A 24,215-nucleotide genomic window follows, 5' to 3' on the forward strand; every position below is an offset into this window, starting at 1 on the left:
TGGTGGTCGCCCGGCAGGGCGGTTGCGGGGCTGGTCAGGCTCTCAGGCGGAGGCCGCGCGGTGTGGCCACGAAGCCCGCTGCCTCCAGCAGGGTGCCCAGGGGGGAGGTCAGGGCCTGGGTGCCGTTGATGCGCTCGACCGTGACCGTGCCGAGTGAGCCCGCGCGGGCTGCCGCGGCCAGCGCCTCGGCCGCCGTGCGCAGGCGGGGGTCGTCCGCCTCGGCGGGCCAGGCCAGCAGGGTCTTGCCGCCGCGCTCCATGTACAGCGTCAGCTCGCCCTCCACCAGGACGACCAGCGAACCGGCCTTGCGGCCCGGTTTGTGCCCGGCTCCGGTCGGCGGTTCCGGCCAGGGCAGCGCGGAACCGTAGGCGTTCGCGGGGTCGGCCGCGGCGAGGACCACGGCGCGGGTGTCGGGCGCCGGGGTGCCCGAGCGGCCGTAGCCGCGGTGCGGGGCCGGGCCGTAGGGGGCGGTGCCGCCGCCGCGGGGGCCGCCGTAGCCGGGTGAGGCGAACGGGTCGGGGAGGTCGGGCGAGGAGGCGCGGTCGCCGTCGGCGGCCGGGTGTTCCGCCGGCGGCCAGGTGAAGTCGCCGTCCAGGCCGGGGTGGGCGAAACCGGCGTCGGCCGTGTCGAAGGCACCGGCGGAGGCGTGGCCGTGCGGGGTGCCGCCGGAGGCGTCGAACGGGTTCGGGAAGGCCGGCTCGGCGAAGCCGTTCCGGCCGGCCGGGGCGGGCAGTCCCGCGGTGCGCTCGCGGGCGTTCGCCACCGCGCGGAGGCGGTCGACCGCGCCGTCCATCGCGAACTGGGCCGCCCCCAGCCCCTCGACCACGTAACCGCGCCGGGCCTGGCCGCTCTCCTCGAAGACCGACAGCACCCGGTACACCGCCGAGAAGCCGCCCTCGACCCCCTCCGCCGCGACCGCGCCCCGGGTGACGACGCCGTGCCGGTCCAGAAGCGTGCGGGCCAGGGCGTGCGCGCGCACGGTGGCGTCCGGCTCGGCCGCGGGCAGCAGCGACCAGCGGCCGGCCACGGTCGGCGGGCCGGTGCGGGAGGCGGTGCGCGCGGCGGCCGTCAGGGAGCCGTAGCGTCCGCGCGGGACGGCACGCTTGGCCCGGTGCGCGGTCGAGCCCGCCGTACGGCCCGAGCCCAGAAGGGCGCGCATCGGCGCCAGTGTGTCGTTGGTGAGCCGGCCCGACCAGGCCAGGTCCCACAGCGCGTCGGCCAGCTGGGGATCGGTGACCTCGGGGTGCGTGGTCGCCCGTACCTGGTCGGCGATCTGCCGGAAGAACAGGCCGTAGCCGCCGGAGAGGGTGTCGAGCACGGACTGGTGGAGCGCGGTCAGCTCCAGTGGGTGCGGGGCCGGGAGCAGCAGCGGGGCCGCGTCCGCCAGGTAGAGGGAGACCCAGCCGTCCTTGCCGGGCAGGGCGCCCGCGCCGGCCCAGACCACCTCGCCGGCGGCGGTCAGTTCGTCGAGCATCGAGGGCGTGTAGCCGGCCACGCGGGAGGGCAGCACCAGCTTCTCCAGCGCGGAGGCCGGCACCGAGGCGCCCTGCAACTGCTCGACCGCGCGGACCAGCCCGTCGACGCCCCGCAGCCCGTGCCCCCTGCCGATGTGCTGCCACTGCGGCAGGAACTGGGCGAGCGCGGCGGGCGGCACCGGCTCCAGCTCGTGCCGCAGGGCCGCCAGGGAGCGGCGGCGCAGCCGGCGCAGCACGGCCGCGTCGCACCACTCCTGGCCGATGCCCGCCGGGTGGAACTCGCCCTGGACGACCCGCCCGGCCGCGGCCAGCCGCTGCAGCGCGCCCTCGGTGACCGCCACGCCCAGGCCGAACCTGGCCGCCGCGGTGGCCGAGGTGAACGGACCGTGGGTACGGGCGTACCGCGCGAGGAGGTCGCCCAGCGGATCCTTGACCGGCTCGGTGAACGCCTCGGGCACACCGACCGGCAGTGCCGTGCCGAGCGCGTCGCGCAGCCGGCCCGCGTCCTCGACGGCCGCCCAGTGGTCGGTCCCCGCGATCCGCACCTTGATCGCCCGGCGGGCCCCGGCCAGCTCCCGCGCCCACTGCGGGTCCGCGCCGCGCGCCACCAGCTCCACGTCGGTCAGCGGCCCCAGCAGCCGGAGCACGTCGGCGACTCCCTCCACGTCCTTCACGCGGCGGTCCTCGGTGAGCCACTGCAGCTCGCGCTCCAGCTCGGTCAGCACCTCCGGGTCGAGCAGTTCGCGCAGCTCCGCCTGGCCCAGCAGCTCGGCCAGCAGCCGCGAGTCCAGGGACAGCGCGGCGGCGCGCCGCTCGGCCAGCGGGGAGTCGCCCTCGTACAGGAACTGGGCGACGTACCCGAAGAGCAGGGAGCGGGCGAAGGGGGACGGCTCCGGGGTGGTGACCTCGACCAGGCGCACCCTGCGGGACTCGATGTCCCCCATCAGCTCGACGAGCCCGGGGACGTCGAAGACGTCCTGGAGGCACTCGCGGACCGCCTCCAGCACGATCGGGAACGAGCCGAACTCGCTCGCCACCTGGAGCAGCTGGGCCGCCCGCTGGCGCTGCTGCCACAGCGGGGTGCGCCTGCCGGGGCTGCGGCGCGGCAGCAGCAGCGCGCGGGCGGCGCACTCGCGGAACCGGGAGGCGAACAGCGCCGAGCCGCCGACTTGGTCGGTGACGATCGTGTCGACCTCGCCCTTGTCGAAGACGACGTCGGCCGCGCCGACCGGGGCCTGGTCGCTGACGACCGCCGTGTCGAGGGGGGTGCCGGCCTGCACCGGCTCCCGGTCGAGCAGGTCCAGGCCCATCAGGTCGGCGTCGGGCAGGCGCAGCACGATGCCGTCGTCGGCATGCATGACCTGCGCGTCCATGCCGTACCGCTCGGACAGGCGGGCGCCGAGGGCGAGGGCCCAGGGGGCGTGGACCTGGGCGCCGAAGGGGGAGTGCACGACGACCCGCCAGTCGCCCAGCTCGTCACGGAACCGCTCCACGACGATCGTGCGGTCGTCCGGGACGTGACCACAGGCCTCGCGCTGCTCGTCCAGGTACGACAGCACGTTGTCCACCGCCCACGCGTCCAGGCCCGCCGCCAGCAGCCGCAGCCGCGCGTCGTCCCGGGACAGCGAGCCCACCTCGCGCAGGAACGCGCCCACCGCGCGGCCCAGCTCCAGCGGACGGCCCAGCTGGTCGCCCTTCCAGAAGGGCAGCCGGCCCGGCACGCCCGGCGCGGGCGAGACCAGGACGCGGTCGCGCGTGATGTCCTCGATCCGCCAGGAACTCGTGCCCAGCGTGAAGACGTCGCCCACGCGGGACTCGTAGACCATCTCCTCGTCCAGCTCGCCGACCCGGCCGCCGCCCTTCTTGGGGTCGGAACCGGCGAGGAAGACGCCGAACAGACCGCGGTCCGGGATCGTGCCGCCGGAGGTGACGGCGAGGCGCTGGGCGCCCGGGCGGCCGGTGATCTCGCCGGTCACGCGGTCCCACACCACGCGCGGGCGCAGCTCCGCGAACGCGTCGGACGGGTAGCGGCCCGCGAGCATGTCCAGGACCGCCGTGAACGCCGACTCGGGCAGCGAGGCGAACGGGGCCGCGCGGCGGACCACGGCGAGCAGGTCGTCGAACTGCCAGGTGTCCAGCGCCGTCATGGCGACCAGCTGCTGCGCGAGGACGTCCAGCGGGTTCGCGGGCACCTTCAGGGACTCGATCGAACCCGAGCGCATCCGCTCGGTGACCACGGCCGCCTGGACGAGGTCACCGCGGTACTTCGGGAAGACGACACCGGTGGAGACGGCGCCGACCTGGTGCCCCGCACGGCCCACCCGCTGGAGGCCCGAGGCCACCGAAGGCGGGGACTCGACCTGGACGACGAGGTCCACGGCGCCCATGTCGATGCCGAGTTCGAGGCTGGAGGTGGCGACCACCGCGGGCAGCCGGCCCGCCTTCAGGTCCTCCTCCACCAGGGCGCGCTGCTCCTTGGACACCGAGCCGTGGTGCGCGCGGGCGAGCACCGGCGGCGCGCCATGGGCGGCGCCCGAGCCGCCCATCAGCTCGGCGGGGGAGTGGTGCTCGTCCAGGGTCTCCCCGGTCGCCCGCTCGTACGCGATCTCGTTGAGCCGGTTGCACAGCCGCTCCGCCAGGCGGCGGGAGTTGGCGAAGACGATCGTGGACCGGTGGGCCTGGACCAGGTCGGCGATCCGCTCCTCCACATGCGGCCAGATCGACGGCCGCTCGCCGCCCTTGGCCGCGTCGGCTGCCGGGGCACCGCCCAGCTCGCCCATGTCCTCGACCGGGACGACGACGGAGAGGTCGAACTCCTTGCCGGACTCCGGCTGGACGATCTCCGCCTTGCGGCGCGGGGACAGATACCGGGCCACCTCGTCCACCGGGCGGACGGTCGCCGACAGGCCGATCCGGCGGGCGGGCTTCGGCAGCAGCTCGTCCAGCCGCTCCAGGGAGAGCGCGAGGTGCGCACCGCGCTTGGTGCCCGCGACCGCGTGCACCTCGTCCAGGATCACCGTCTCCACGCCCGTGAGCGCGTCGCGCGCGGCCGACGTCAGCATCAGGAACAGCGACTCGGGGGTGGTGATCAGGATGTCCGGCGGGCGGGTGGACAGGGCGCGGCGCTCGGCCGCCGGGGTGTCGCCGGAGCGGATGCCGACCCGGATCTCCGGCTCGGGCAGGCCCAGGCGCACCGACTCCTGCCGGATACCGGTCAGCGGACTGCGCAGGTTGCGCTCGACGTCGACCGCCAGGGCCTTCAGCGGCGACACGTACAGCACCCGGCAGCGCTTCCTCGGGTCGGCCGGGGGCGGAGTGGAGGCCAGCTGGTCCAGGGCGGCGAGGAACGCGGCCAGCGTCTTGCCGGAACCGGTCGGGGCGACCACCAGCACGTCCGAGCCCGCGCCGATGGCGTTCCACGCGCCCGCCTGGGCCGCGGTGGGCGCGGGGAACGCCCCCGTGAACCAGCCGCGGGTCGCGGGGGAGAAGCCGTCGAGGGCTCGGTGTGCGGAGCTGACCATGCGTCCATCCTGCACCCGCCCACTGACAATCGCTGTGACCTGCGCAGACGCGGATACGAGGAAGCAGTGCCGGGCTGGCCCCGGGCCGTCCGGGCGGCCGGAGGCCGGCGCGGTGCCGGGCGGCGGGATCGGGCGCGATGCCCGGCGCGGGAACGCGGTGCGGTGCCCGGCGCGGGAACGCGGTGCGGGGGTGGTCCGGGCAGGGCGGACAATGGCTGCATGGCGGGTTCAGGGGAGCGGGCGCGGCACTGGCGGTACGCGGAGTTGCCCGGTGTCGACCTGCTGCGGGCCCGGTACATCCGCAAGACGTTCATCCGGCACACCCACGAGAACTTCGTGATCGCGGCCATCGCCGACGGCGTCGAGGTCTTCCACCACCGGGGCTCCGACGTCTCCGCCGGTGCGGGGGCGCTCGCCCTGGTCAACCCGGACACCCCGCACACGGGCCGGGCCGGGGTGCCCGAGGGCTGGCGGTACGGCGCGCTCTACCCGTCGCCCGACGTGGTCGCCGCGATCGCCGCCGAGACCACCGCCCTGCGCGGCACGCCGGGCTTCGCCAGCCCGGTCCTCGACGACCCCTACACCGTCCGTCTGGTGCACCAGGTGCTGCGCGCCGCCGACGAGGGCAACGCGCTGGCCGCCGACACGCTCCTGCGGGTCACCGTGACCAGGCTGCTGCGGCTGAACGGCGGCCGGCTGCCCCAGCGGCGGATCCGGACGGCCGGCGCGAGCATCGCCGCACGCGCGCGTGCGGTGCTGGAGGAACGGATGGCCGAGCCGCCGGCCCTGCAACGGCTGGCCTCGGACCTCGGGACCAGCCCGTTCGCCCTGCTGCGGGCGTTCCGCGACGCCTACGGCATGCCGCCGCACACCTGGCTGACGGACGCCCGAGTGCGCCGCGCCCGGCTGCTGCTGGACGCGGGGACGGCCCCGGCCGAGGCGGCCGTCGCCGTCGGCTTCACCGACCAGCCCCACCTCAACCGGCACTTCACCCGGATCGTCGGCGTGCCCCCGGGCGCGTACCAGCGCGAGCGCACCGGCCCCGAGGAGCGCAAGGTCGTACAACCGGACGAGCGCAAGAACGTACAAGACGCGAGCTGAGAGCCGCCCCTACCGTCCTGGGCGTGGCACAGCACATAGCTCTCACGAACCAGACCGCCGAAGGGGCGGACAAGCCCGACTCGGCCGTCGTACGGGACGCCCTGGGCGTCGGCGTCGCCGTGGGCCTGTCCGGATTCGCCTTCGGGGTGACCTCGGCCGGCAGCGGACTCGGGCTGCTCCAGACCTGCGCGCTCAGCCTCCTGGTGTTCACCGGCGCCTCCCAGTTCGCGCTGGTCGGGGCGCTCGCCGCGGGGGGCAACCCGTTCACGGCCGCCGCCGGCGCCTTCTTCCTGGGCGTGCGCAACGCCTTCTACGGGCTGCGGCTGTCGCAGCTGCTCGCCCTCCCGCGCGCGCTACGGCCCTTCGCCGCCCAATGGGTGATCGACGAGACCACCGCGGTGACCCTGGCGCAGCCGACCCGGCGGGCCGCACGGCTCGGCTTCACCGTCACCGGCCTCAGCCTGTACCTGCTGTGGAACCTCACCACGCTGCTCGGCGCGCTGGGTGCCCGGGCGATCGGCGACACGCGCGCGTGGGGCCTGGACGCGGCGGGACCCGCCGTGTTCCTGGCGCTGCTCGCGCCGATGCTGAAGACGACGACCGAACGCGCGGTGGCGGCCCTCGCCGTCCTGCTGGGCCTCGGTCTGCTGCCCGTCCTGCCGGCCGGTGTGCCGGTCCTGGTGGCGGCACTGGCGGCCCCGCTCGCCCTCTTCGTCGAGGGCCGGCGCGGGGGCCGTGCCCGGCAGGAGGAGCAGACGGGCCCGGAGGGGGACCGGTGAACACCTGGATCGCGATCGGCGTGACCGCCCTCGGCTGTTACGCCGTCAAGCTCGCCGGACTGCTGGTACCGGCGCACACCGTCGAGCGGCCGTACGTGCGCCGGCTCGCCGCCCTGCTGCCGGTGGCTCTCCTGGCCGCGCTCACCGCGCAGCAGACGTTCGCCGACGGGCACGCGCTGGTGCTGGACGCGCGGGCCGCGGGGCTCGGCGCCGCGGCCGTGGCACTGGTGCTGCGCGCGCCGTTCCTGCTGGTCGTGGCGGCGGCCGTGGTGGTGACGGCGGGAGTGCGGGCCGTCGGCGGGTGAGGCCCGCCGACGGCAGGGGCCGCTCCCGCGGGCGGGGACCGCTCAGCCCACGAAGCGGCCGTAGGCCCTGAGGGTGCGCAGGGCCTCGATCGTCACCAGTGGGCGGGCCTCCAGCGCCGGGGCAGGGGCCCACCGGTGCCAGCGGACGGGCCAGCCGCCGTCGTCCTGCTGTTCGGCGGCCAGGTGGTCCAGTGAGCGCGTCATCTCGTCGTCCGTGAACCACGTGCGCGCGAGCGAGTCGGGGCTGCGGGCGAAGTCGTGCGGGAAGTGGTGCTCGCCCGGGGCGTAGCCGGGGGCGACCGGGAACGCGTCGAGACGGCCTGGGTCCAGCGCGGCGAGCCGCTGCTCGCGCACCAGGCGGCCCAGCCGGTCGGCGGCGGCCTCCGCGCGCGGGCGGTCGGGGGCGGACTCCAGGAAGGTGACGGCGGCCTGCACCTCGTAGGGGTGGGACTTCTCCAGGGACTCCACCGCCTGCCAGCAGAAGTCGGTGGCCCGGAACAGCCAGGCGTGCCACACCTCGTTGCGGTGCAGCAGCCCGACCACCGGCCCGGTGGCCAGCAGCTCGCTGGGAGGGTCGTCGACGACCGGGACGAACGGCGCCGTCGGATACCCGCGCTGGCTCGGGTGGATCGCCGGCAGGGCGCCGTCCGGGGTGGAGACGGAGGTCAGGTAGCGGCACACCCGCTCCACGCGCTGCCCGCCGCAGCGCCCTACGGCGTCCAGCACGCGCAGGGCGTGCGCGGTGTGCAGGGGCTGGCTGACCGGTCCGCGCAGATCGGGCTCCAGCGCGTGCCCGTACCCGCCGTCGTCGTTGCGGTAGGCGTCCAGTGCCGCTTCCACCGCCTCGGGGCTGCCGTGCAGGAAGTGGTACGCGAAGAGATGCTGCTCCAGCACGCGCGCGGTGAGCCACACGAACTGTTCGGCGCGGAAGAGCGGGGAACGCGCCGGGGGCGTGGAGGGGAGTGGGGGAGCTCCGGTTTCGGCCATGCGTCAGACCGTAGGGCGGAAAGCGGTCTCGGCAGGTGCTCCCGGGCGGGGCCCACCCCCAGGGGCGGGATACTGGAGTCATGCGGTTGACGGTCTTCTGGCAGCGGATGGCGGAACACTTCGGTCCGGGGTACGCCGACACCTTCGCGCGCGATCACGTCATGTCGGAGCTGGGCGGACGCACGGTGAACGAGGCGCTGGACGCCGGCTGGGCGGCCAAGGACGTGTGGCGCGTGGTCTGCGCGGTCATGCACGTGCCGGGCGAGAAGCGCTGACCGGATGGGCGTTCTGTCCCGTTTGCCGGAAAAGAACTCGACGGTACGGTACTGATCTGTCACGAAGATCGCCGGTGGGGTCCCGTTGTCGGCGGCGTGGGCGAGACTGGGCGCGTGGCACCGACTGACGAGGACCCCCTGGCACCCACCGCCGAGGACGGCGAGCCGTCCCCCCGGCAGGAGACACCGGCCGCGGCGCCCCCGCCCGGCCGGCCCCCGGCCTCCGGAGCCGTCGCTCCGGACGGCCGGATGCCGCGCTGGCTGCCGCGCGCCATGGTGCTGGCGCTCGCGCTGATCGCCGCGTTCCAGCTCGGCAGCTGGGCCTTCCACCAGCTGACCGGACTCCTGATCAACATGTTGATCGCGTTCTTCCTGGCCCTGGCGGTCGAGCCCGCGGTGAGCCGGATGTCGGCCCGGGGCATGCGCAGGGGCCTCGCCACCTTCCTGGTCTTCCTCGGCCTGACCGTCGCCGCCGCCGGGTTCGTCACGCTGCTCGGGTCGATGCTGGCCGGCCAGATCATCAAGATGGTCGAGGGTTTCCCGGACTACCTCGACTCGCTCATCAACTGGATCAACCACACCTTCCACACGGAGCTCAGACGGGTCGACATCCAGGAGGGCCTGCTCCACTCCGACTGGCTGCGCAAGTACGTGCAGAACAGCGCGACCGGTGTCCTCGACGTGTCCGCCCAGGTGCTCGGCGGGCTCTTCCAGCTGCTCACGATCGCGCTGTTCTCGTTCTACTTCGCCGCCGACGGCCCCCGGCTGCGCCGCGCCCTGTGCTCCGTGCTGCCGCCCGCGCGCCAGGCCGAGGTGCTGCGCGCCTGGGAGATAGCCGTCGACAAGACGGGCGGCTACCTGTACTCGCGCGGCCTCATGGCGCTCATCTCCGGGATCGCGCACTACATCCTGCTCCAGGCCCTCGGTGTGCCGTACGCGCCGGTGCTCGGCGTCTGGGTGGGCCTGGTCTCGCAGTTCATCCCCACCATCGGCACGTACCTGGCGGGCGCGCTGCCGATGCTGATCGCGTTCACCGTGAACCCCTGGTACGCGGTGTGGGTGCTGGTCTTCGTCGTGATCTACCAGCAGTTCGAGAACTACATGCTCCAGCCCAAGCTGACCGCCAAGACGGTCGACATCCACCCGGCGGTCGCCTTCGGCTCGGTCGTCGCGGGCACCGCGCTGCTGGGCGCGGTCGGCGCGCTGATCGCCATCCCGGCGGTGGCGACGCTGCAGGCGTTCCTCGGCGCGTACGTGAAGAGGTACGCGGTCACGGACGACCCCCGGGTGCACGGGCACCGCGGCCGGGGGGCGGGCCGTCCCGGGATGTCCACGCGGGCGCGGCGCCTCTGGGGCGGTCGCCGCCCTGGCACGCAGCGGCGGCCGTAGGTCCGGGGAAGCCCCGGCCGTGTGCCGCGTGGTGCGCTTGACACAAAAATCGAACATCCATTCTTATGGAAGCCCAGGCGAGGCTTCCGGGTGGGGTCTTTGTCGCGATTCGCGGGGATATGCCCCTCGGTTATCCACAGGCTGGACCTGCGTCGGGGCGCATTGTCAGTGGCAGGCGTTAGCGTCTTTGACGTGAAGCGATCGACTCAAGCAAACCGGGTGGAACCCATGGCAGGAACCGACCGCGAGAAGGCGCTCGACGCCGCGCTCGCACAGATTGAACGGCAATTCGGCAAGGGCGCGGTCATGCGCATGGGCGAGCGGTCGAGGGAGCCCATCGAGGTCATCCCGACCGGATCGACCGCGCTGGACGTCGCCCTCGGCGTCGGTGGCCTGCCGCGCGGCCGTGTCGTGGAGATCTACGGACCGGAGTCCTCCGGTAAGACCACGCTGACCCTGCACGCCGTGGCCAACGCCCAGAAGGCCGGCGGCCAGGTCGCCTTCGTGGACGCCGAGCACGCCCTCGACCCCGAGTACGCGCGCAAGCTCGGTGTCGACATCGACAACCTGATCCTCTCCCAGCCCGACAACGGCGAGCAGGCCCTGGAGATCGTGGACATGCTGGTCCGCTCCGGTGCCCTCGACCTGATCGTCATCGACTCCGTCGCCGCGCTCGTCCCGCGAGCGGAGATCGAGGGCGAGATGGGCGACAGCCACGTCGGTCTGCAGGCCCGCCTGATGAGCCAGGCACTGCGGAAGATCACCAGCGCCCTCAACCAGTCCAAGACCACCGCGATCTTCATCAACCAGCTCCGCGAGAAGATCGGCGTGATGTTCGGCTCCCCGGAGACCACGACCGGTGGCCGGGCGCTGAAGTTCTACGCTTCGGTGCGCATCGACATCCGCCGCATCGAGACCCTGAAGGACGGCACGGAGGCGGTCGGCAACCGCACCCGCTGCAAGGTCGTCAAGAACAAGGTCGCGCCGCCCTTCAAGCAGGCCGAGTTCGACATCCTCTACGGGCAGGGCATCAGCCGCGAGGGCGGCCTGATCGACATGGGCGTGGAGCACGGCTTCGTCCGCAAGGCCGGCGCCTGGTACACGTACGAGGGCGACCAGCTCGGGCAGGGCAAGGAGAACGCGCGCAACTTCCTGAAGGACAACCCCGACCTGGCCAACGAGATCGAGAGGAAGATCAAGGAGAAGCTGGGCGTGGGAGTCCGGCCGGAGGAGCCCGCCACCGAGCCGGGCACCGACGCCGCGGTCACCCCTGCGGCCGACGACGCCAAGACGGTGCCCGCCCCGGCAGCCGCCAAGGCCGTCAAGCCCAAGGCCGCCGCTGCCAAGAGCTGACCCGTGACACGACGAACCGACTGGGCCGAGTACGAGTACGCCACCCCCGGTGTCCCACGGGGGAGGGGCACCGGGGGCTACCCGGACTCCGCCCCGGACGGGCACGACGAACACCGGAACGACCGCCCCGGCGCGGCCCGCGGAACCGACGGGTACGGGGATGACGGAGACGCGGGCGGTGAGCCGCACGGGAGCGGTTCGCCCGACGGCCGCGGCTCCGGGGGCGGCCGGGGCTCCGCGGGACCCGGCGGCGCGCGGGGCGGCCGGGGTCGTGGCCGGCGGCGGCGCGGGTTCGGGGACGCGCCCGGTGAGGACGAAGGCGCCCCTTCCTCGGCGAGGGACGAGCAGGGGGAGTCTTCAGGGGACCCGGCTGAGCGGGCCCGGGCGATCTGCCTGCGCCTGCTCACCGGGACCCCGCGCACCCGCAAACAGCTCGCGGACGCCCTGCGCAAGCGGGAGATCCCCGAGGACGTCGCCGACGAGGTGCTGGACCGGTTCGAAGAGGTCGGGCTCATCAACGACGGCGCCTTCGCGGACGCCTGGGTGGAGTCCCGGCACCACGGCCGGGGACTCGCCCGCCGTGCCCTCGCCCGGGAACTGCGCACCAAGGGAGTCGACTCGGCGCTGATCGAGGACGCCGTCGCCCAGCTCGACCCCGAGCAGGAGGAGGCGACCGCCCGTGAGCTCGTCGCCCGCAAGCTGCGCGCCACCCGCGGCCTCGACCGCGACAAGCGGCTCCGCCGGCTCGCCGGCATGCTCGCCCGCAAGGGCTACTCCGAGGGCATGGCCCTCCGCATCGTCCGCCAAGCTCTGGAGGAGGAGGGCGAGGACACGGAGTTCCTGGGGGACGGGGACTTCTGACGGCGTCGTCCCACGCGTCTTTCCGGCACGGTCTGCCCGGGGCGCCCGGTGCGAACAGGGGCCTTGGTGGGGTTAACCCCCGTAGCGGGCGGGCGGGTTGGCCCCCTCCGTAAGACACCGGGTCACCGCAATGCTCTGCCACCCCCGCAGCGGGGAGTCTGTACACGCGCCCAGCGCACGCCCAGCGCACGACACAGCCGACGCGTACAACAGAAGAGAGCCCCGTCCCCATGATGCTGCGTTACGCCCTGCAGACAGTCCGCGCCCGCAAAGCGGGTTTTCTCGGCGCGTTCCTCGCCCTGATGTGCGCGGCGGCTCTGATCACCGCGTGCGGCACCCTCCTCGACACCGGCCTGCGCGGCACCATCCGTACCGAGCGCTACGCCGCCGCCCCCGTCGTGGTCTCCGCCGACCAGTACGTGCACCGGACCACCGTCAAGCACAAGAAGGGCAAGACCAAGGTCAAGCACAAGGCGAAGCCCATCGCCGAACGCGCCTGGCTCACGGGGAACCTGCGCGGCACACTCGCCCGCACCCCAGGCGTGGCCCGGGTGATCCCCGAGCTCACCTTCCTCGCCCAGCCGATGACCCCGGCCGGCACCGGCGGCCGTACCGCCTACGGGCACGCCTGGGACTCCGCCGCGCTCACCCCGTACCGACTGACCGCGGGCCGGGCCCCCACCGCCGCGGACGACCTCGTGATCGACGGTGACTTCGCCGCGCGGGCCCGGCTGCGGCCCGGCGACCGGCTCACCGTGCAGTCCACGCAGGCCCCGCGCGGCTACCGGATCACCGGTATCGCCACCCCCGTCACCGCCGTACGCCACCAGACGTCCCTGTTCTTCTCCGCCGCCGAGGCCCGTCGGCTGGCCGGGCACCCCGGCGAGGTGACCGCGTTCGGTGTGCTGCCGGCCAAGGGGGCGGACCCCGAGCGGGTGCGCCGGGCGGTGGAGCAGGCACTGCACGGCACGACGGCGCAGGTCAGCAGCGGTGACGCCCGCGGGCCCGTCGAGTTCCTGGACGCGGCCGCCGCCCGTACCCGGCTGGTCAGCATGGGCGGCGCCATGGGCGGTACCTCGCTGCTGGTGGCGGTGCTCGTGGTCGTCGGCACCTTCGCGCTCACCGTCCAGCAGCGCCACCGCGAACTCGCCCTGCTCCGGGCCATCGCCGCCACCTCCGGGCAGATCCGCAGGCTGCTCGGCCGGGAGGCACTGATCGTCGGCGCCGTGGCGGGCACCGCCGGTGCACTGCTCGGGCTTCCGCTGGGCGCCTGGCTGCACTCCCGGTTCGTCGCCCTGGGCGCCGTACCCGACACGCTGGAACGCACCGTCAGTGTCTTCCCGCCGCTGGCCGCTCTCGCCGTCACCCTGCTCGGCGCCTGGGCGGCGGCCCGGATCGCCTCGCGCAGGGTCGCCCGGATCCGCCCGGCCGAGGCTCTGACCGAAGCGAGGGCCGAGCGCACCCGGCCCGCCTGGGGCCGGATCGCCGCCGGGCTGCTGCTGCTCGCAGGCGGAGTCGTCCTCGTCGCCGTGCTCACCGTTCTGCGCACCGAGCCCGCCTCGACTCCCGTGACCTTCCTCGCCGTCATCGTCCTGTCCACCTCCGTCGCCCTGCTCGGTCCCCTCCTGGTCAAGGCCGCCGCGCTGCTGCTCGCCGGCCCGCTCCGGCTCACCGGCCACGGCGGCCGGCTCGCCACCGCCAACCTGCGCGGCAACGCCGCCCGCATGGCCTCCGTCGTCACCCCCCTCGCTCTGCTCGTCGGCATGACCTGCACCGTCCTGTTCGTCCAGGACACCCTCGGGAACGCCGCCCGTGCCCAGGCCCGCGAAGGCGTCCGGGCCGACTGGGTCGTCGCCGCCCAGGGACCGGGCGTCCCCGGCGAGGCCGCCGAACGGCTGCGCGCACGGCACGACACCGTCACCGAGGTGGTCCGCACGACCGTCCGCGTCGGCCTCGACAAGTACCCCGCACAGGGCGTCACCCCCGCCGGCCTCACCCGCACCTGGGACCCGCAGGTCACGGCCGGCTCCCTCGACCGGCTCGGCCCCCGCACCGTCGCCGTCAGTGAAGTGGCCGCCGACCAGCAGCACCTGAAGCCCGGAAGCACCCTGAAACTCACGCTCGGCGACGGCACGCCCACCACCCTCACCGTCGCCGCCGTCTACGCCCGGGGTCTCGGCTTCGGCGACCTCACCTTCGCCCACGACCTCGTGGCCCACCACGTCGACAACCCGCTCGCCTCCTCGGTCCTCGTCAGCACGACCCGTACACAGACAGAACTCGCGACTACGCTCCGTGAGTTCCCGGGACTGCGGATTCTTTCCCCGGCCGCCGCCGACGCCCTCCAGGCCGACCGGCAGCAGGCGAACGCCGAGGTCAACTACCTCGCCATGGGACTCGTCCTGGCCTTCACCGCCATCGCGGTCGTCAACACGCTGGCCATGTCGGTCGCCGAGCGGATCCGGGAGTTCGCGCTGCTCCGGCTGGCCGGCGCGACCCGCCGTCAGGTGCTGCGCATGCTGCGCACCGAGGCGCTGTCCGTCCTGCTCCTCGCCACCTCGGTCGGCACCGGTATCGCGCTCGCCGTCCTCACCGCGTTCAGTGTCGGCATGACGGGCCGTGCCGCACCGGCGGTCACCCCGCTGCTCTACGTCGGCGTGGTCGCGGTTGCCGGGCTCCTGGCGCTGGTGGCCAGTGCCGTGCCCGGGCGCGTCGCCCTCCGGGTGCGCCCGGTGACGGTCGCCACGGCGAAGGAGTAGCACCGGCGCCGTCGCCGGGCGGACCACCGACGCGGTGAACCCCGGGGCAGGGCCCGGGGGTTCACCGCTTTTCGCAGCCCAGGGCTCAGGCCGTCGCCGGCTCCACCGGCAGCCCCTGAGCCCGCCATGCCTGGAAGCCGCCCACCAGATCCGTGGCCCGGTGCAGGCCCAACTGGTGGAGGGAGGCGGCGGCAAGACTGGAGGCGTAGCCCTCGTTGCAGATCACCACGACACGCAGGTCGTGCCGGGTGGCCTCGGGGAGGCGGTGGCTGCCCTGCGGGTCGAGGCGCCACTCCAGTTCGTTGCGCTCGACCACGACGGCGCCGGGGATGAGCCCGTCCCGCTCGCGCAGGGCCGCGTACCGGATGTCGACCAGCAACGCCTCACCGGACCGCGCCGCCTCGTGCGCCTGGAGTGCCTCGATGCGCTGGTAGCCCGCGCGTACCCGGTCCAGCAACTCGTCGATGCCGGGCGGCTGCTCACCGGGCGCGCTCACCGGCACACCGGTCCCACGGGTCACTCCGGCCGTCGCCGCCGACCGCTCGCTCGTGCCGCTCACTGCCAGTCCTCCGGGCGTTCGACCTGCTCCAGGCGCAGCACCTGGCCCGTGCGACTGTAACGGCGGATCCGCGGCAGCGGCGGGTAGTAGGCGTGCACCGAGATCGCGTGTCGTTCGCGGGACTCGTTGAGCACCTCGTGCACATGGTGGTGGCCGAAGGCGCGGCCCTGCCCCTGGGACAGCCGGCGCACCCGGTCCACGCCCTCGGTCAGTTCCAGGGTCTTCCAGCCGTCGGTGGGCAGCCGGGCGGCTAGGGAGTACTCCGTGAGATCGCCGGAGGCGGTGAGGAAGGCGCCGACCGAGTCGGCGTGGTCGTGCCAGCCGGTACCGGTACCGGGCGGCCAGCCGATCAGCCAGGCCTCGCTGCCGCCGGGGCCCTTCAGCCGCACCCAGGTACGGCCCTCCGGGTCGAGCGGCAGGGAGGCGATCAGCTCGGCGTCCGCCGCAGTGCGCTGGACGAAGTCGAGGAGGTCCGCCTGGGTGGGCGCCGAAGCGGCGGCCGGGGACGCGGACGAGGCCAGGGAAGGGTAGGGGACAGACACGTGCACCGTCCTGAAATGCGTTCGCGGGAACGGGCGCACGACGGCGCCCGGAAAGGAAGAGGAGGCGAATTCAGCAGGACGGGCGACACACGCAGCCCGCGTAGCGGACGAGGTCCATATGGACCCTCCGCCACAGGCGCACACAGGTGTCGGTCACGATCCGGAGTACAGCATGCTGCCGCAATCGGGTCAACCGGGTGTCACCCTGTGGACGGAGGGTGAGTGAGCGCAGGCGGGGGCGCGGGGGAGCCGCCTCCGGCAGACGGTCGGCGCACGCCGAACTCGCTCCCCGGCGTGCGGCCGGCATGCGCCGGAGCCGCCTTCCGGGCATACCGCCGAACCCGCTGGAGCCCCCCTTCCGCGATACCGCAGAACCCGCTGAAGCCCGTTTCCCGGCATACCGTCAGCACCCGCCGGAGCGCACTTCCCCCGGCATACCTCAGCGCCCGCCGGAGCGTTCTTCCCCGGCAGACCGTCAGCACGCGCCGGAGCGCCCTTCCCCCGGCACACCTCAGCGCGCGTCGAAGACCTCTCCCCGGCGGACGGTCAGCCCGCGTCGGAGCTGGTTCCCTGGCGGACGGCCTGCGCGCGCCGGTACTGCTCCCCGGCGGAGGGTCTGCGCGCGCCGGAGCTGTTCCCCCGGCGGGTGGTCAGCATGCCGGAACCATTCCCCGGCGAATGGTCTGCACGTACCGGAGCCGTTGCCCCGGCGGACGGTCAGCGCGCGCCGGAACCGGCCCGGGCCTCCGCCGTCTGCTCCTCACCCTCGTTCTCCTCGTCCTCCTGCCGCTCGGCGTGCACCACTCCGCCCAGCGCGGCCTCGGCCGCCGCGTACAGGTCGGCCGGGCGGACCCCGCTCAGCGCGGTGACCAGGTGGCCGTCGGGGCGCACGAGCAGCACGCTGTGCGCCGGCGCGCCCGGATAGCTCTCGGCGACCAGCAGTTCGGCGGGGTGCGGCAGCGCGGTCACGGCCGCCGCCAGCCGGGGCATGACCCCGGCGGACACCCAGTGCTTGCGGTCCCAGACACCCGTACCGGGTGCGATCAGCACGACGAGCAGCGCGCCGCGGTCGAGCCGGTCGCGCAGCCGGACGAAGGAACCGTCCTCCGCCGTGACCCGGACATCGGTGACCGGGGCCCCGGGCGGGGTGTCGACCGGGACCCGAGCCTCCGACTGCCGGGGTGCGAGCGGCGAGTCGGCGTACGTGCCGGGCGCGCCCAGCGGACCGCGCCCCAGGTGGCCGTCGGTGAACAGCGCGTCCTGGTTGCGGGCCGCGCCCGGGACGATGTGGCGCAGCGCGCCCCCGCCGCGCAGCACCGGCAGCACCTGGTCGGCGGCGCGCAACCGGGCGGCGACCACCGCGCGCCGCTCGGTCTGGTAGCTGTCCAGCAGGGCCTCGTGCGGGCCGTGGTGCCAGGCCGCGGCCAGCTTCCAGGCGAGGTTCTCGGCGTCCCTGAGCCCCTCGTCCAGCCCCTGGGTGCCGAGCGCGCCGAGCAGGTGGGCCGCGTCCCCGGCGAGGAAGACCCGGCCGGCGCGCCACCTGCGGGCGAGGCGGTGGTGCACCGTGTGGACACCGGTGTCGAGCAGGTCGTACGGCGGTGTGCTGCCGTCCGACCAGCCCGCGAGGGTCTCGCGGATCCGGGTCAGCAGGACCTCGGGCGTGACCAGGTCCTTGCCCGGCGGCAGCAGCCAGTCCAGGCGCCACGCGCCGTCCGGGAGGGGGCGGGCGGTCACCTCCCCGGCCGGGGGCCCGGACGACCGCCACGGCGGCATCCGATGGAGCAACGCCCGACCCTCCCACGGAAGTTCCACACGCAGTGCGGCGACCGCGTGCCGTTCCACCGCCGTACGGCCCGGGAAGCGGATGTCCTGGAGTTTGCGCACGGTCGAGCGGGGGCCGTCGCAGCCGGCCAGGTAACTTCCGCGCCACCAGGTGGCCTTCGGGCCACGGGTGTGCGCGCTGATGCCGGAACGGTCCTGCTCGACGGCGTCCAGGCGGCTGTCCACCGCCGTCTCCACGAGCGGCTCCCCGGCGACGGCCCCGCGCAGGAACCCCGTGAGGATGTGCTGCGCGATGTGCAGCGGAGCGGGCTCGGACGGGTCGAAGGCGAGCTCGCTCACCACCTGCCGGCGCCGCAGGGACCGCCATCCGGCCCAGCGCACCCCGTGCCCCCCGAGTGCGACGCCGGTCAGCCGCTCCAGCAGGGCGGCCGTGTCCTCGCGCAGGACGACGGTGCGCGCCGGACGGGGTTCGTCCTTGCCGGGCCCTTCGTCCAGGACGATGGTCGGCACCTGCTGACGCGCCAGCGCCAGGGCGAGCGTGAGCCCGACGGGCCCCGCTCCGACGATGATCACCGGGTCCACGGTGTGGCGCCCCCTGCTCGCGGCGAGGCCTTGACGGAGACAAGTGAACGGGAAGGTGAAGCGGGGTGCACGATCACAGAACGTATGCAACCCATTGGGAGAGTTTGCGTCAAGTGACCAGAGGCAGTGGCGATCATGCCACTGCCCCTGGGTGATGCGTTCGGACCTGAGCTTCCGTCAGGCCGAGATGCCCGTTCCCGCGTGGCCCGGGATGTTCACGGTGTCGTCGACGGCGAGCACCGCGCCCGTCGACTTCTTCCCCCGCCGCAGCCGGCCCTCCAGCCAGCTCGCGAACGTGGTCAGCGAGAAGTTGATGATCACGAAGATGACGGCCACGACGGTCAGGGAGGCGATGATGTTGCCGTAGTAACCGCTCATCGTGTTGGCCGAGGTCAGCAGTTCGGGGAAGGTGAGCACCGCCCCGCCGAGCGCGGTGTCCTTGACGATGACCACCAGCTGGCTGACGATCGCCGGGAGCATCGTGGTGACCGCCTGCGGCAGCAGGATGACCCGCATCACCTGACCCTTGCGCAGACCGATGGCCATGGCCGCCTCGGACTGGCCCTTCGGCAGGGCGAGGATGCCCGCGCGGACGATCTCGGCGAGCACCGACGCGTTGTACAGCACCAGGCCGGTGACGACTGCGTAGAACGGACGGTCGTCCGAACTGACGTCGGTGTACTGGGCGAAGAGGGCGAGCCCGAAGATCATCAGGACCAGGACCGGGATCGCGCGGAAGAACTCGACCACGACCGCGGCCGGGACGCGCACCCACACGTGGTCCGAGAGGCGGGCTATGCCGAGGACGGCACCCAGCGGCAGCGCGATGACCATCGCCAGCGCCGCCGCCTCCAAGGTGTTCTGCAGACCGGGCCAGATGTACGTCGAGTACGCCTCGGTGCTGCTGAAGAAGGGCTTCCACAGGCTCCAGGCCAGCTGCCCCTTGTCGTCGAGCGCCTTGTACACCCACCACACGACGGCAGCGAGGACCACCAGGAAGAGACCCGTGTAGAGGAGGTTGCGCCGCTTGGCGCGGGGCCCCTGGGCGTCGTACAGAACGGAAGTCATCGCTTCACCGCCATCTTCTTGCCCACCCAACCGAGGATCAGCCCGGTCGGCAGGGTCAGGCACACGAACCCGAAGGCGATGACTGCGGAGATCAGCAGCAGCTGCGCCTCGTTCTCGATCATTTCCTTCATGAGGAACGCCGCCTCCGCCACACCGATCGCGGCGGCCACCGTCGTGTTCTTCGTCAGCGCGATCAGCACGTTGGTCAGCGGACCGATGGCCGCACGGAACGCCTGCGGCAGCACGATCAGGCCCAGCACCTGGGTGAAGCTCAGGCCGATGGCACGCGCGGCCTCGGCCTGACCGACCGGCACGGTGTTGATGCCGGAGCGGATCGCCTCGCAGACGAAGGCCGAGGTGTAGAGGATCAGACCGAGCACGGCCAGCCGGAAGCCCCGGACCTGGAAGTCGTCCGCACCGAGCGTGACGCCCAGCGTGTTGCTCAGGCCGAGTGAGGAGAAGAGGATGATCACCGTCAGCGGGATGTTCCGCACGATGTTCACGTAGGCGGTGCCGAAACCGCGCATCAGCGGCACCGGGCCCACCCGCATACCGGCCAGCAGGGTGCCCCAGACCAGGGAGCCGACGGCCGACAGCAACGTGAGCTGCACGGTCGTCCAGAAGGCGCCCAGTACGTCGTAACGTCCAAGAAAGTCGAACACGATCTCCCGCGCTTCCGCGTGTAGGGATGCCCCGGTGCGCCGCCGTCAGGGGCGGCGCACCGGCGGGCATTGCCTCAGCTCTTGATGTCGCCGATCTTCGGGGCGGGCTCGTTCTTGTAGTTCGCCGGACCGAAGTTCTTCTTCACGGCAGCCTCCCAGGAACCGTCGGAGACCATCTCCTCGAGGGCCTTGTTGATCTTGGCCTTGAGGTCGCTGCCCTTCTTGACGCCGATGCCGTAGTTCTCGTTGGTCATCTTGAAGCCGCCCAGCTTGAACTTGCCCTTGAACTGGGCCTGGGAGGCGTAACCGGCGAGGATCGAGTCGTCGGTGGTGAGGGCGTCGATGGCGCCGCTCTGCAGACCGGACAGACACGCCGAGTACGTCGGGTACGTCTGCAGGTTGGCCTTCGGGGCCAGCGTCTTCTTGACGTTCTGCGCCGAGGTCGAGCCGGCCACCGAGCACAGCTTCTTGTTGTTCAGGTCCGCCGGCGACTTGATCTTGTTCTCGTCGGCGCGCAGCAGCACGTCCTGGTGGGCCAGCAGGTACGGGCCGGCGAAGTCGACCTTCTGCTGGCGCTCCGGGGTGATCGAGTAGGAGGCGGCGATGAACTGGACGTCACCACGCTGCAGCATGGTCTCGCGGTCCGCGCTCTTCGACTGCTTCCACTCGATCTGGTCGGCGTTGTAGCCGAGCTTCTTGGCGACGTAGGTGGCCACGTCGACGTCGAAGCCCGAGTAGCCCTGCGGGGTCTGCTGGCCGATGCCCGGCTGGTCGAACTTGATGCCGACGGCGATCTTCTTGCCGCCGGAGGAGCCGTTGTCGTCCTTCTTGTCGTCGCCGCCGCACGCGGTGGCGGTCACGGACAGGGCGAGGAGGACGGCCGAGGCGGCGGTGACCTTGCGGAGCTTCATCGTGAACATCCTTCTGAGTGGTGAGGAACGAGTCCCTGAGGCGCGGGTGACGCGGCCCGGCGGCGCGTGCGGCCGGGGCGTGCCGTCAGTGGTGCAGGATCTTGGACAGGAAGTCCTTGGCCCGGTCGCTGCGCGGGTTGCTGAAGAACTGGTCGGGCGTGGCCTGTTCGACGATCCGGCCGTCCGCCATGAAGACGACCCGGTTCGCCGCCGAACGCGCGAAGCCCATCTCGTGGGTGACCACGATCATCGTCATGCCCTCGCGCGCGAGCTGCTGCATGACCTCCAGGACCTCGTTGATCATCTCGGGGTCGAGGGCGGAGGTCGGCTCGTCGAACAGCATGACCTTCGGGCCCATCGCGAGTGCCCGCGCGATCGCGACGCGCTGCTGCTGGCCGCCGGACAGCTGGGCGGGGTACTTGTCCGCCTGGGTGCCGACGCCGACCCGGTCCAGCAGGGCCCGGGCCTTCTCCTCGGCCTGTTTCTTGTCCGCCTTGCGGACCTTCACCTGACCCAGCATCACGTTTTCGAGCACGGTCTTGTGCGCGAAGAGGTTGAACGACTGGAACACCATCCCGACGTCCGCCCGCAGCCGGGCCAGTTCGCGGCCCTCGTGCGGCAGCGGCTTGCCGTCGATCGTGATCGTGCCGGAGTCGGTCGTCTCCAGGCGGTTGATGGTGCGGCACAGCGTCGACTTTCCGGACCCGGAGGGCCCGATGACCACGACGACCTCGCCGCGGGCGATCGTCAGGTCGATGTCCTGGAGCACGTGCAACGCGCCGAAGTGCTTGTTGACGCTCTTCAGGACGACCAGTTCGTCGGACGTGGCCGCGTCCTCCTTGGCCACCGTTACTTTGGTCATCGCTCTCGGGCTCCGTCCTCCTCGGGTTTCCGAGGACAGTAGTGAGGGGCTGTGACCTGCGTCATCACATCTGAGGGAGATCTGAGCATCACGATCCGATAGCAATCGGACACGTGTCGTAGTACTGACGACCGTCGCGCATATCGGCCGGGTAACGGAAGCGGCAGGCAACCCGAACCCTCTTGACGCCGTCCTTAACCATCGGCGTCACTGCCATGGTGCACGCGCGCGGGGGCGCGGTCCGCAAGCCTGACGCACACCGAGACGTACGACCGCTGAACCGGAGGGGGCCGGGATGAGACTGCTGCTCGTCGAGGACGACAACCATGTCGCCGCGGCCCTGTCCGCCGTCCTCGCGCGGCACGGATTCCAGGTCACCCACGCGCGCAGCGGCGAGGAGGCCCTCCAGGCACTCGTCCCCGAGGGCAACGGCTTCGGCGTCGTCCTGCTCGACCTCGGCCTGCCCGACCAGGACGGCTACGAGGTGTGCGGCAAGATCCGCAAACGCACCAGCACCCCGGTGATCATGGTGACCGCGCGCTCCGACGTCCGCTCCCGCATCCACGGGCTCAACATGGGCGCGGACGACTACGTCGTCAAGCCGTACGACACCGGGGAGCTGCTCGCCCGGATCCACGCCGTCAGCCGGCGCACCGCCCACGAGGACCCCGCGACCGGGGGCGAGGACGCGCTGCTCCTCGGTCCGGTCCGGATCGAACTGCCCACCCGGCAGGTCAGCGTGGACGGCGCGGTCGTCCAGCTGACCCGCAAGGAGTTCGATCTGCTCGCGCTGCTCGCCCAGCGGCCCGGGGTGGTGTTCCGGCGCGAACAGATCATCAGCGAGGTCTGGCGCACCAGCTGGGAGGGGACCGGCCGCACCCTGGAGGTGCACGTCGCCTCCCTGCGCGCCAAACTGCGCTTGCCCGCACTGATCGAGACCGTACGCGGCGTCGGCTACCGGCTCGTCGCCCCGGCCGCCTAGCGGGGACGGGTGCGCACACGCCTCCTGCCGCTGCTCATCGTCCTCCTGGCGGCCGTCCTGCTCGCGCTCGGCGTCCCGCTGGCCGGCAGCGTGGCCGCCGCCCAGCAGCAGCGGGTCGTCGTCGACCGGATCGACGACACGGCACGCTTCGCCGCGCTCGCCCAGTTCGTCACCGACGCGCCCGGCGGCTCCCGCCGCACCACCACGGACGAGCGCCGCGCGAGTCTGCGCAGCGAGCTGGAGAGCTACCACGGCGTCTACGGCATCCGCGCGGGCGTCTTCTACCGCAACGGCTCCGCGATGGCCAACGCCCCCGACACCTGGTTCGTACCGCAGACGGGGGAGGTCCGCCGGGCGTTCGACGAGGCGCTGCTCAGCCGGCGCAGCCACGACCCCCGGCAGGTGTGGCCCTGGCAGCGCGGCCGGCTCGTCGTCGCCTCGCCGGTGATCCGGGACGGGGACGTCGTCGCGGTGGTGGTCACCGACTCGCCCACCGGGCAGCTGCGGTCCCGGATCCTGCGCGGCTGGCTGTTCATCGGGGCCGGCGAGATCGCGGCCATGCTGCTCGCCGTCGGCGCCGCGCTCAGGCTGACGGGCTGGGTGCTCCGGCCGGTCCGGGTCCTGGACGCCACCACGCACGACATCGCCACCGGGCGGCTGAAGTCCCGGGTCGCGGCCGCGGGCGGGCCGCCGGAACTCAGACGGCTGGCCCGTTCGTTCAACGAGATGGCGGACAACGTCGAGGCCGTGCTGGAGCAGCAGCGCGCCTTCGTCGCCGACGCCTCGCACCAGCTGCGCAACCCGCTCGCGGCGCTGCTGCTGCGTATCGAACTGCTCGCCCTCGAACTCCCGGAGGGCAACGAGGAGATCGCCTCGGTCCGCACCGAGGGCAAGCGCCTCGCGCAGGTCCTGGACGACCTGCTCGACCTGGCGCTGGCCGAGCACGCCGAGGCCGATCTCCGGCTGACCGACATCGGCGCGCTGGCCGGGGAGCGGGTGGCCGCGTGGGCACCGGCCGCCCGGGCCAAGGGCGTCCGGCTGACCGGCGACTGTCCGCCCACCACCGCCTGGGCGGACCCGATCGCCCTGTCCAGCGCCCTGGACGCGGTGATCGACAACGCCGTGAAGTTCACCCCCGAGGACGGCACGGTCGAGGTCGCCGTCCGCGTCGACGGTGACACCACCACGGTCGTCGTCACGGACACCGGGCCCGGCCTCACCGACGAGGAACTCGCGCGCGTGGGCGACCGTTTCTGGCGCAGCGGACGGCACCAGAACGTGAACGGGTCGGGCCTGGGCCTGTCCATCAGCCGCGCCCTGCTCGCGGCGGGCGGAGGCGCGATCGAGTACGCCCACCACGAGCCGCGGGGGCTCCGGGTGACGGTGCGGGTGCCGCGGCACGCGGAGACCGCCGGGGACACCCGGGGCGCCGCCTCCTAGGCCCTGGACGGGCTTCCGCC

At 73.1% G+C, this 24,215-nt stretch carries 20 protein-coding genes; 10 read left to right on the forward strand and 10 right to left on the reverse strand.

Annotation, left to right across the window (positions count from 1 at the left end; genetic code table 11):
* Positions 1 to 34: 34 nt before the first annotated feature.
* Positions 35 to 4,996, reverse strand: a complete 4,962-nt coding sequence (locus tag IG05_RS0115005) for an ATP-dependent helicase (RefSeq protein ID WP_030342828.1) — start codon at positions 4,994 to 4,996, stop codon at positions 35 to 37.
* A gap of 219 nt (positions 4,997 to 5,215) precedes the next feature.
* On the opposite strand from IG05_RS0115005, the gene IG05_RS0115010 reads away from it, so the two are divergent.
* The 3 genes from IG05_RS0115010 to IG05_RS0115020 are packed head-to-tail and all read left to right on the forward strand — an operon-like array spanning position 5,216 to position 7,181.
* On the forward strand, positions 5,216 to 6,097 hold the full coding sequence (locus IG05_RS0115010; RefSeq protein ID WP_030342829.1) for an AraC family transcriptional regulator: 882 nt from the start codon (positions 5,216 to 5,218) through the stop codon (positions 6,095 to 6,097).
* Between the two features lie 23 nt (positions 6,098 to 6,120).
* Entirely contained in the window at positions 6,121 to 6,876 is a 756-nt protein-coding gene (locus IG05_RS0115015; protein ID WP_030342830.1) for an AzlC family ABC transporter permease, read from the forward strand.
* Entirely contained in the window at positions 6,873 to 7,181 is a 309-nt protein-coding gene (locus IG05_RS0115020) for an AzlD domain-containing protein (RefSeq protein ID WP_030342831.1), read from the forward strand. Before IG05_RS0115015 ends, IG05_RS0115020 begins: the two co-directional genes overlap by 4 nt.
* 42 nt (positions 7,182 to 7,223) lie before the next feature.
* Here the strand turns inward: IG05_RS0115020 and IG05_RS0115025 are convergent, their stop codons facing one another.
* Complete coding sequence (locus IG05_RS0115025) at positions 7,224 to 8,168, reverse strand: hypothetical protein (RefSeq protein WP_030342832.1); 945 nt, start codon at positions 8,166 to 8,168, stop codon at positions 7,224 to 7,226.
* Positions 8,169 to 8,248: 80 nt separating this feature from the next.
* Here IG05_RS0115025 and IG05_RS0115030 point away from each other — a divergent pair, with 80 nt between their 5' ends.
* The 5 genes from IG05_RS0115030 to IG05_RS0115050 all read left to right on the forward strand — a co-directional run bounded on the left by IG05_RS0115030 (position 8,249) and on the right by IG05_RS0115050 (position 14,805).
* Complete coding sequence (locus IG05_RS0115030) at positions 8,249 to 8,443, forward strand: DUF3046 domain-containing protein (protein WP_030342833.1); 195 nt, start codon at positions 8,249 to 8,251, stop codon at positions 8,441 to 8,443.
* Between the two features lie 138 nt (positions 8,444 to 8,581).
* Positions 8,582 to 9,832 (forward strand): AI-2E family transporter, encoded by a 1,251-nt coding sequence (locus tag IG05_RS0115035; RefSeq protein ID WP_199808320.1) that lies wholly within the window; start codon positions 8,582 to 8,584, stop codon positions 9,830 to 9,832.
* A 228-nt stretch (positions 9,833 to 10,060) separates the two neighbouring features.
* A complete protein-coding gene (gene recA / locus IG05_RS0115040; protein WP_030342835.1) occupies positions 10,061 to 11,185 on the forward strand; it encodes a recombinase RecA in 1,125 nt (374 codons plus the stop codon).
* Positions 11,186 to 11,188: 3 nt separating this feature from the next.
* The gene (recX, locus tag IG05_RS0115045) at positions 11,189 to 12,046 is read left to right on the forward strand and encodes a recombination regulator RecX (RefSeq protein WP_030342836.1); all 858 of its coding nucleotides are present in this window, start codon (positions 11,189 to 11,191) and stop codon (positions 12,044 to 12,046) included.
* Between the two features lie 230 nt (positions 12,047 to 12,276).
* Positions 12,277 to 14,805, forward strand: coding sequence for an ABC transporter permease (locus tag IG05_RS0115050; RefSeq protein ID WP_030342837.1), 2,529 nt, complete (start codon positions 12,277 to 12,279; stop codon positions 14,803 to 14,805).
* A gap of 85 nt (positions 14,806 to 14,890) precedes the next feature.
* Here IG05_RS0115050 and IG05_RS0115055 read toward each other — a convergent pair whose 3' ends face one another.
* The 8 genes from IG05_RS0115055 to IG05_RS0115090 all read right to left on the reverse strand — a co-directional run bounded on the left by IG05_RS0115055 (position 14,891) and on the right by IG05_RS0115090 (position 21,773).
* A complete protein-coding gene (locus tag IG05_RS0115055; RefSeq protein WP_420707599.1) occupies positions 14,891 to 15,307 on the reverse strand; it encodes a rhodanese-like domain-containing protein in 417 nt (138 codons plus the stop codon).
* 53 nt (positions 15,308 to 15,360) lie between these two features.
* Positions 15,361 to 15,906 (reverse strand): cysteine dioxygenase, encoded by a 546-nt coding sequence (locus IG05_RS0115060; RefSeq protein WP_037813828.1) that lies wholly within the window; start codon positions 15,904 to 15,906, stop codon positions 15,361 to 15,363.
* A 70-nt stretch (positions 15,907 to 15,976) separates the two neighbouring features.
* Complete coding sequence (locus tag IG05_RS50560) at positions 15,977 to 16,237, reverse strand: putative leader peptide (RefSeq protein ID WP_420707598.1); 261 nt, start codon at positions 16,235 to 16,237, stop codon at positions 15,977 to 15,979.
* 386 nt (positions 16,238 to 16,623) lie between these two features.
* Positions 16,624 to 18,270 (reverse strand): FAD-dependent monooxygenase, encoded by a 1,647-nt coding sequence (locus IG05_RS0115070; protein ID WP_030342840.1) that lies wholly within the window; start codon positions 18,268 to 18,270, stop codon positions 16,624 to 16,626.
* A gap of 177 nt (positions 18,271 to 18,447) precedes the next feature.
* Positions 18,448 to 19,338, reverse strand: a complete 891-nt coding sequence (locus tag IG05_RS0115075) for an amino acid ABC transporter permease (RefSeq protein WP_030342841.1) — start codon at positions 19,336 to 19,338, stop codon at positions 18,448 to 18,450.
* Positions 19,335 to 20,000: an amino acid ABC transporter permease gene (locus tag IG05_RS0115080; protein ID WP_030342842.1), complete on the reverse strand. Its 666-nt coding sequence runs from the start codon at positions 19,998 to 20,000 to the stop codon at positions 19,335 to 19,337. Before IG05_RS0115080 ends, IG05_RS0115075 begins: the two co-directional genes overlap by 4 nt.
* A gap of 74 nt (positions 20,001 to 20,074) precedes the next feature.
* Positions 20,075 to 20,911 carry a glutamate ABC transporter substrate-binding protein gene (locus IG05_RS0115085; protein WP_030342843.1) on the reverse strand — a complete coding sequence of 279 codons (837 nt, stop codon included), beginning with the start codon at positions 20,909 to 20,911 and terminating at the stop codon, positions 20,075 to 20,077.
* Positions 20,912 to 20,996: 85 nt separating this feature from the next.
* Entirely contained in the window at positions 20,997 to 21,773 is a 777-nt protein-coding gene (locus tag IG05_RS0115090; RefSeq protein WP_030342844.1) for an amino acid ABC transporter ATP-binding protein, read from the reverse strand.
* 295 nt (positions 21,774 to 22,068) lie between these two features.
* On the opposite strand from IG05_RS0115090, the gene IG05_RS0115095 reads away from it, so the two are divergent.
* Positions 22,069 to 22,755: a response regulator transcription factor gene (locus IG05_RS0115095; RefSeq protein WP_030342845.1), complete on the forward strand. Its 687-nt coding sequence runs from the start codon at positions 22,069 to 22,071 to the stop codon at positions 22,753 to 22,755.
* Positions 22,756 to 22,764: 9 nt separating this feature from the next.
* Positions 22,765 to 24,195 carry a sensor histidine kinase gene (locus IG05_RS0115100; protein ID WP_030342846.1) on the forward strand — a complete coding sequence of 477 codons (1,431 nt, stop codon included), beginning with the start codon at positions 22,765 to 22,767 and terminating at the stop codon, positions 24,193 to 24,195.
* Positions 24,196 to 24,215: the final 20 nt, after the last annotated feature.

It is taken from the genome of Streptomyces sp. NRRL S-1022 (assembly GCF_000720135.1).
Lineage (GTDB): Bacteria > Actinomycetota > Actinomycetes > Streptomycetales > Streptomycetaceae > Streptomyces.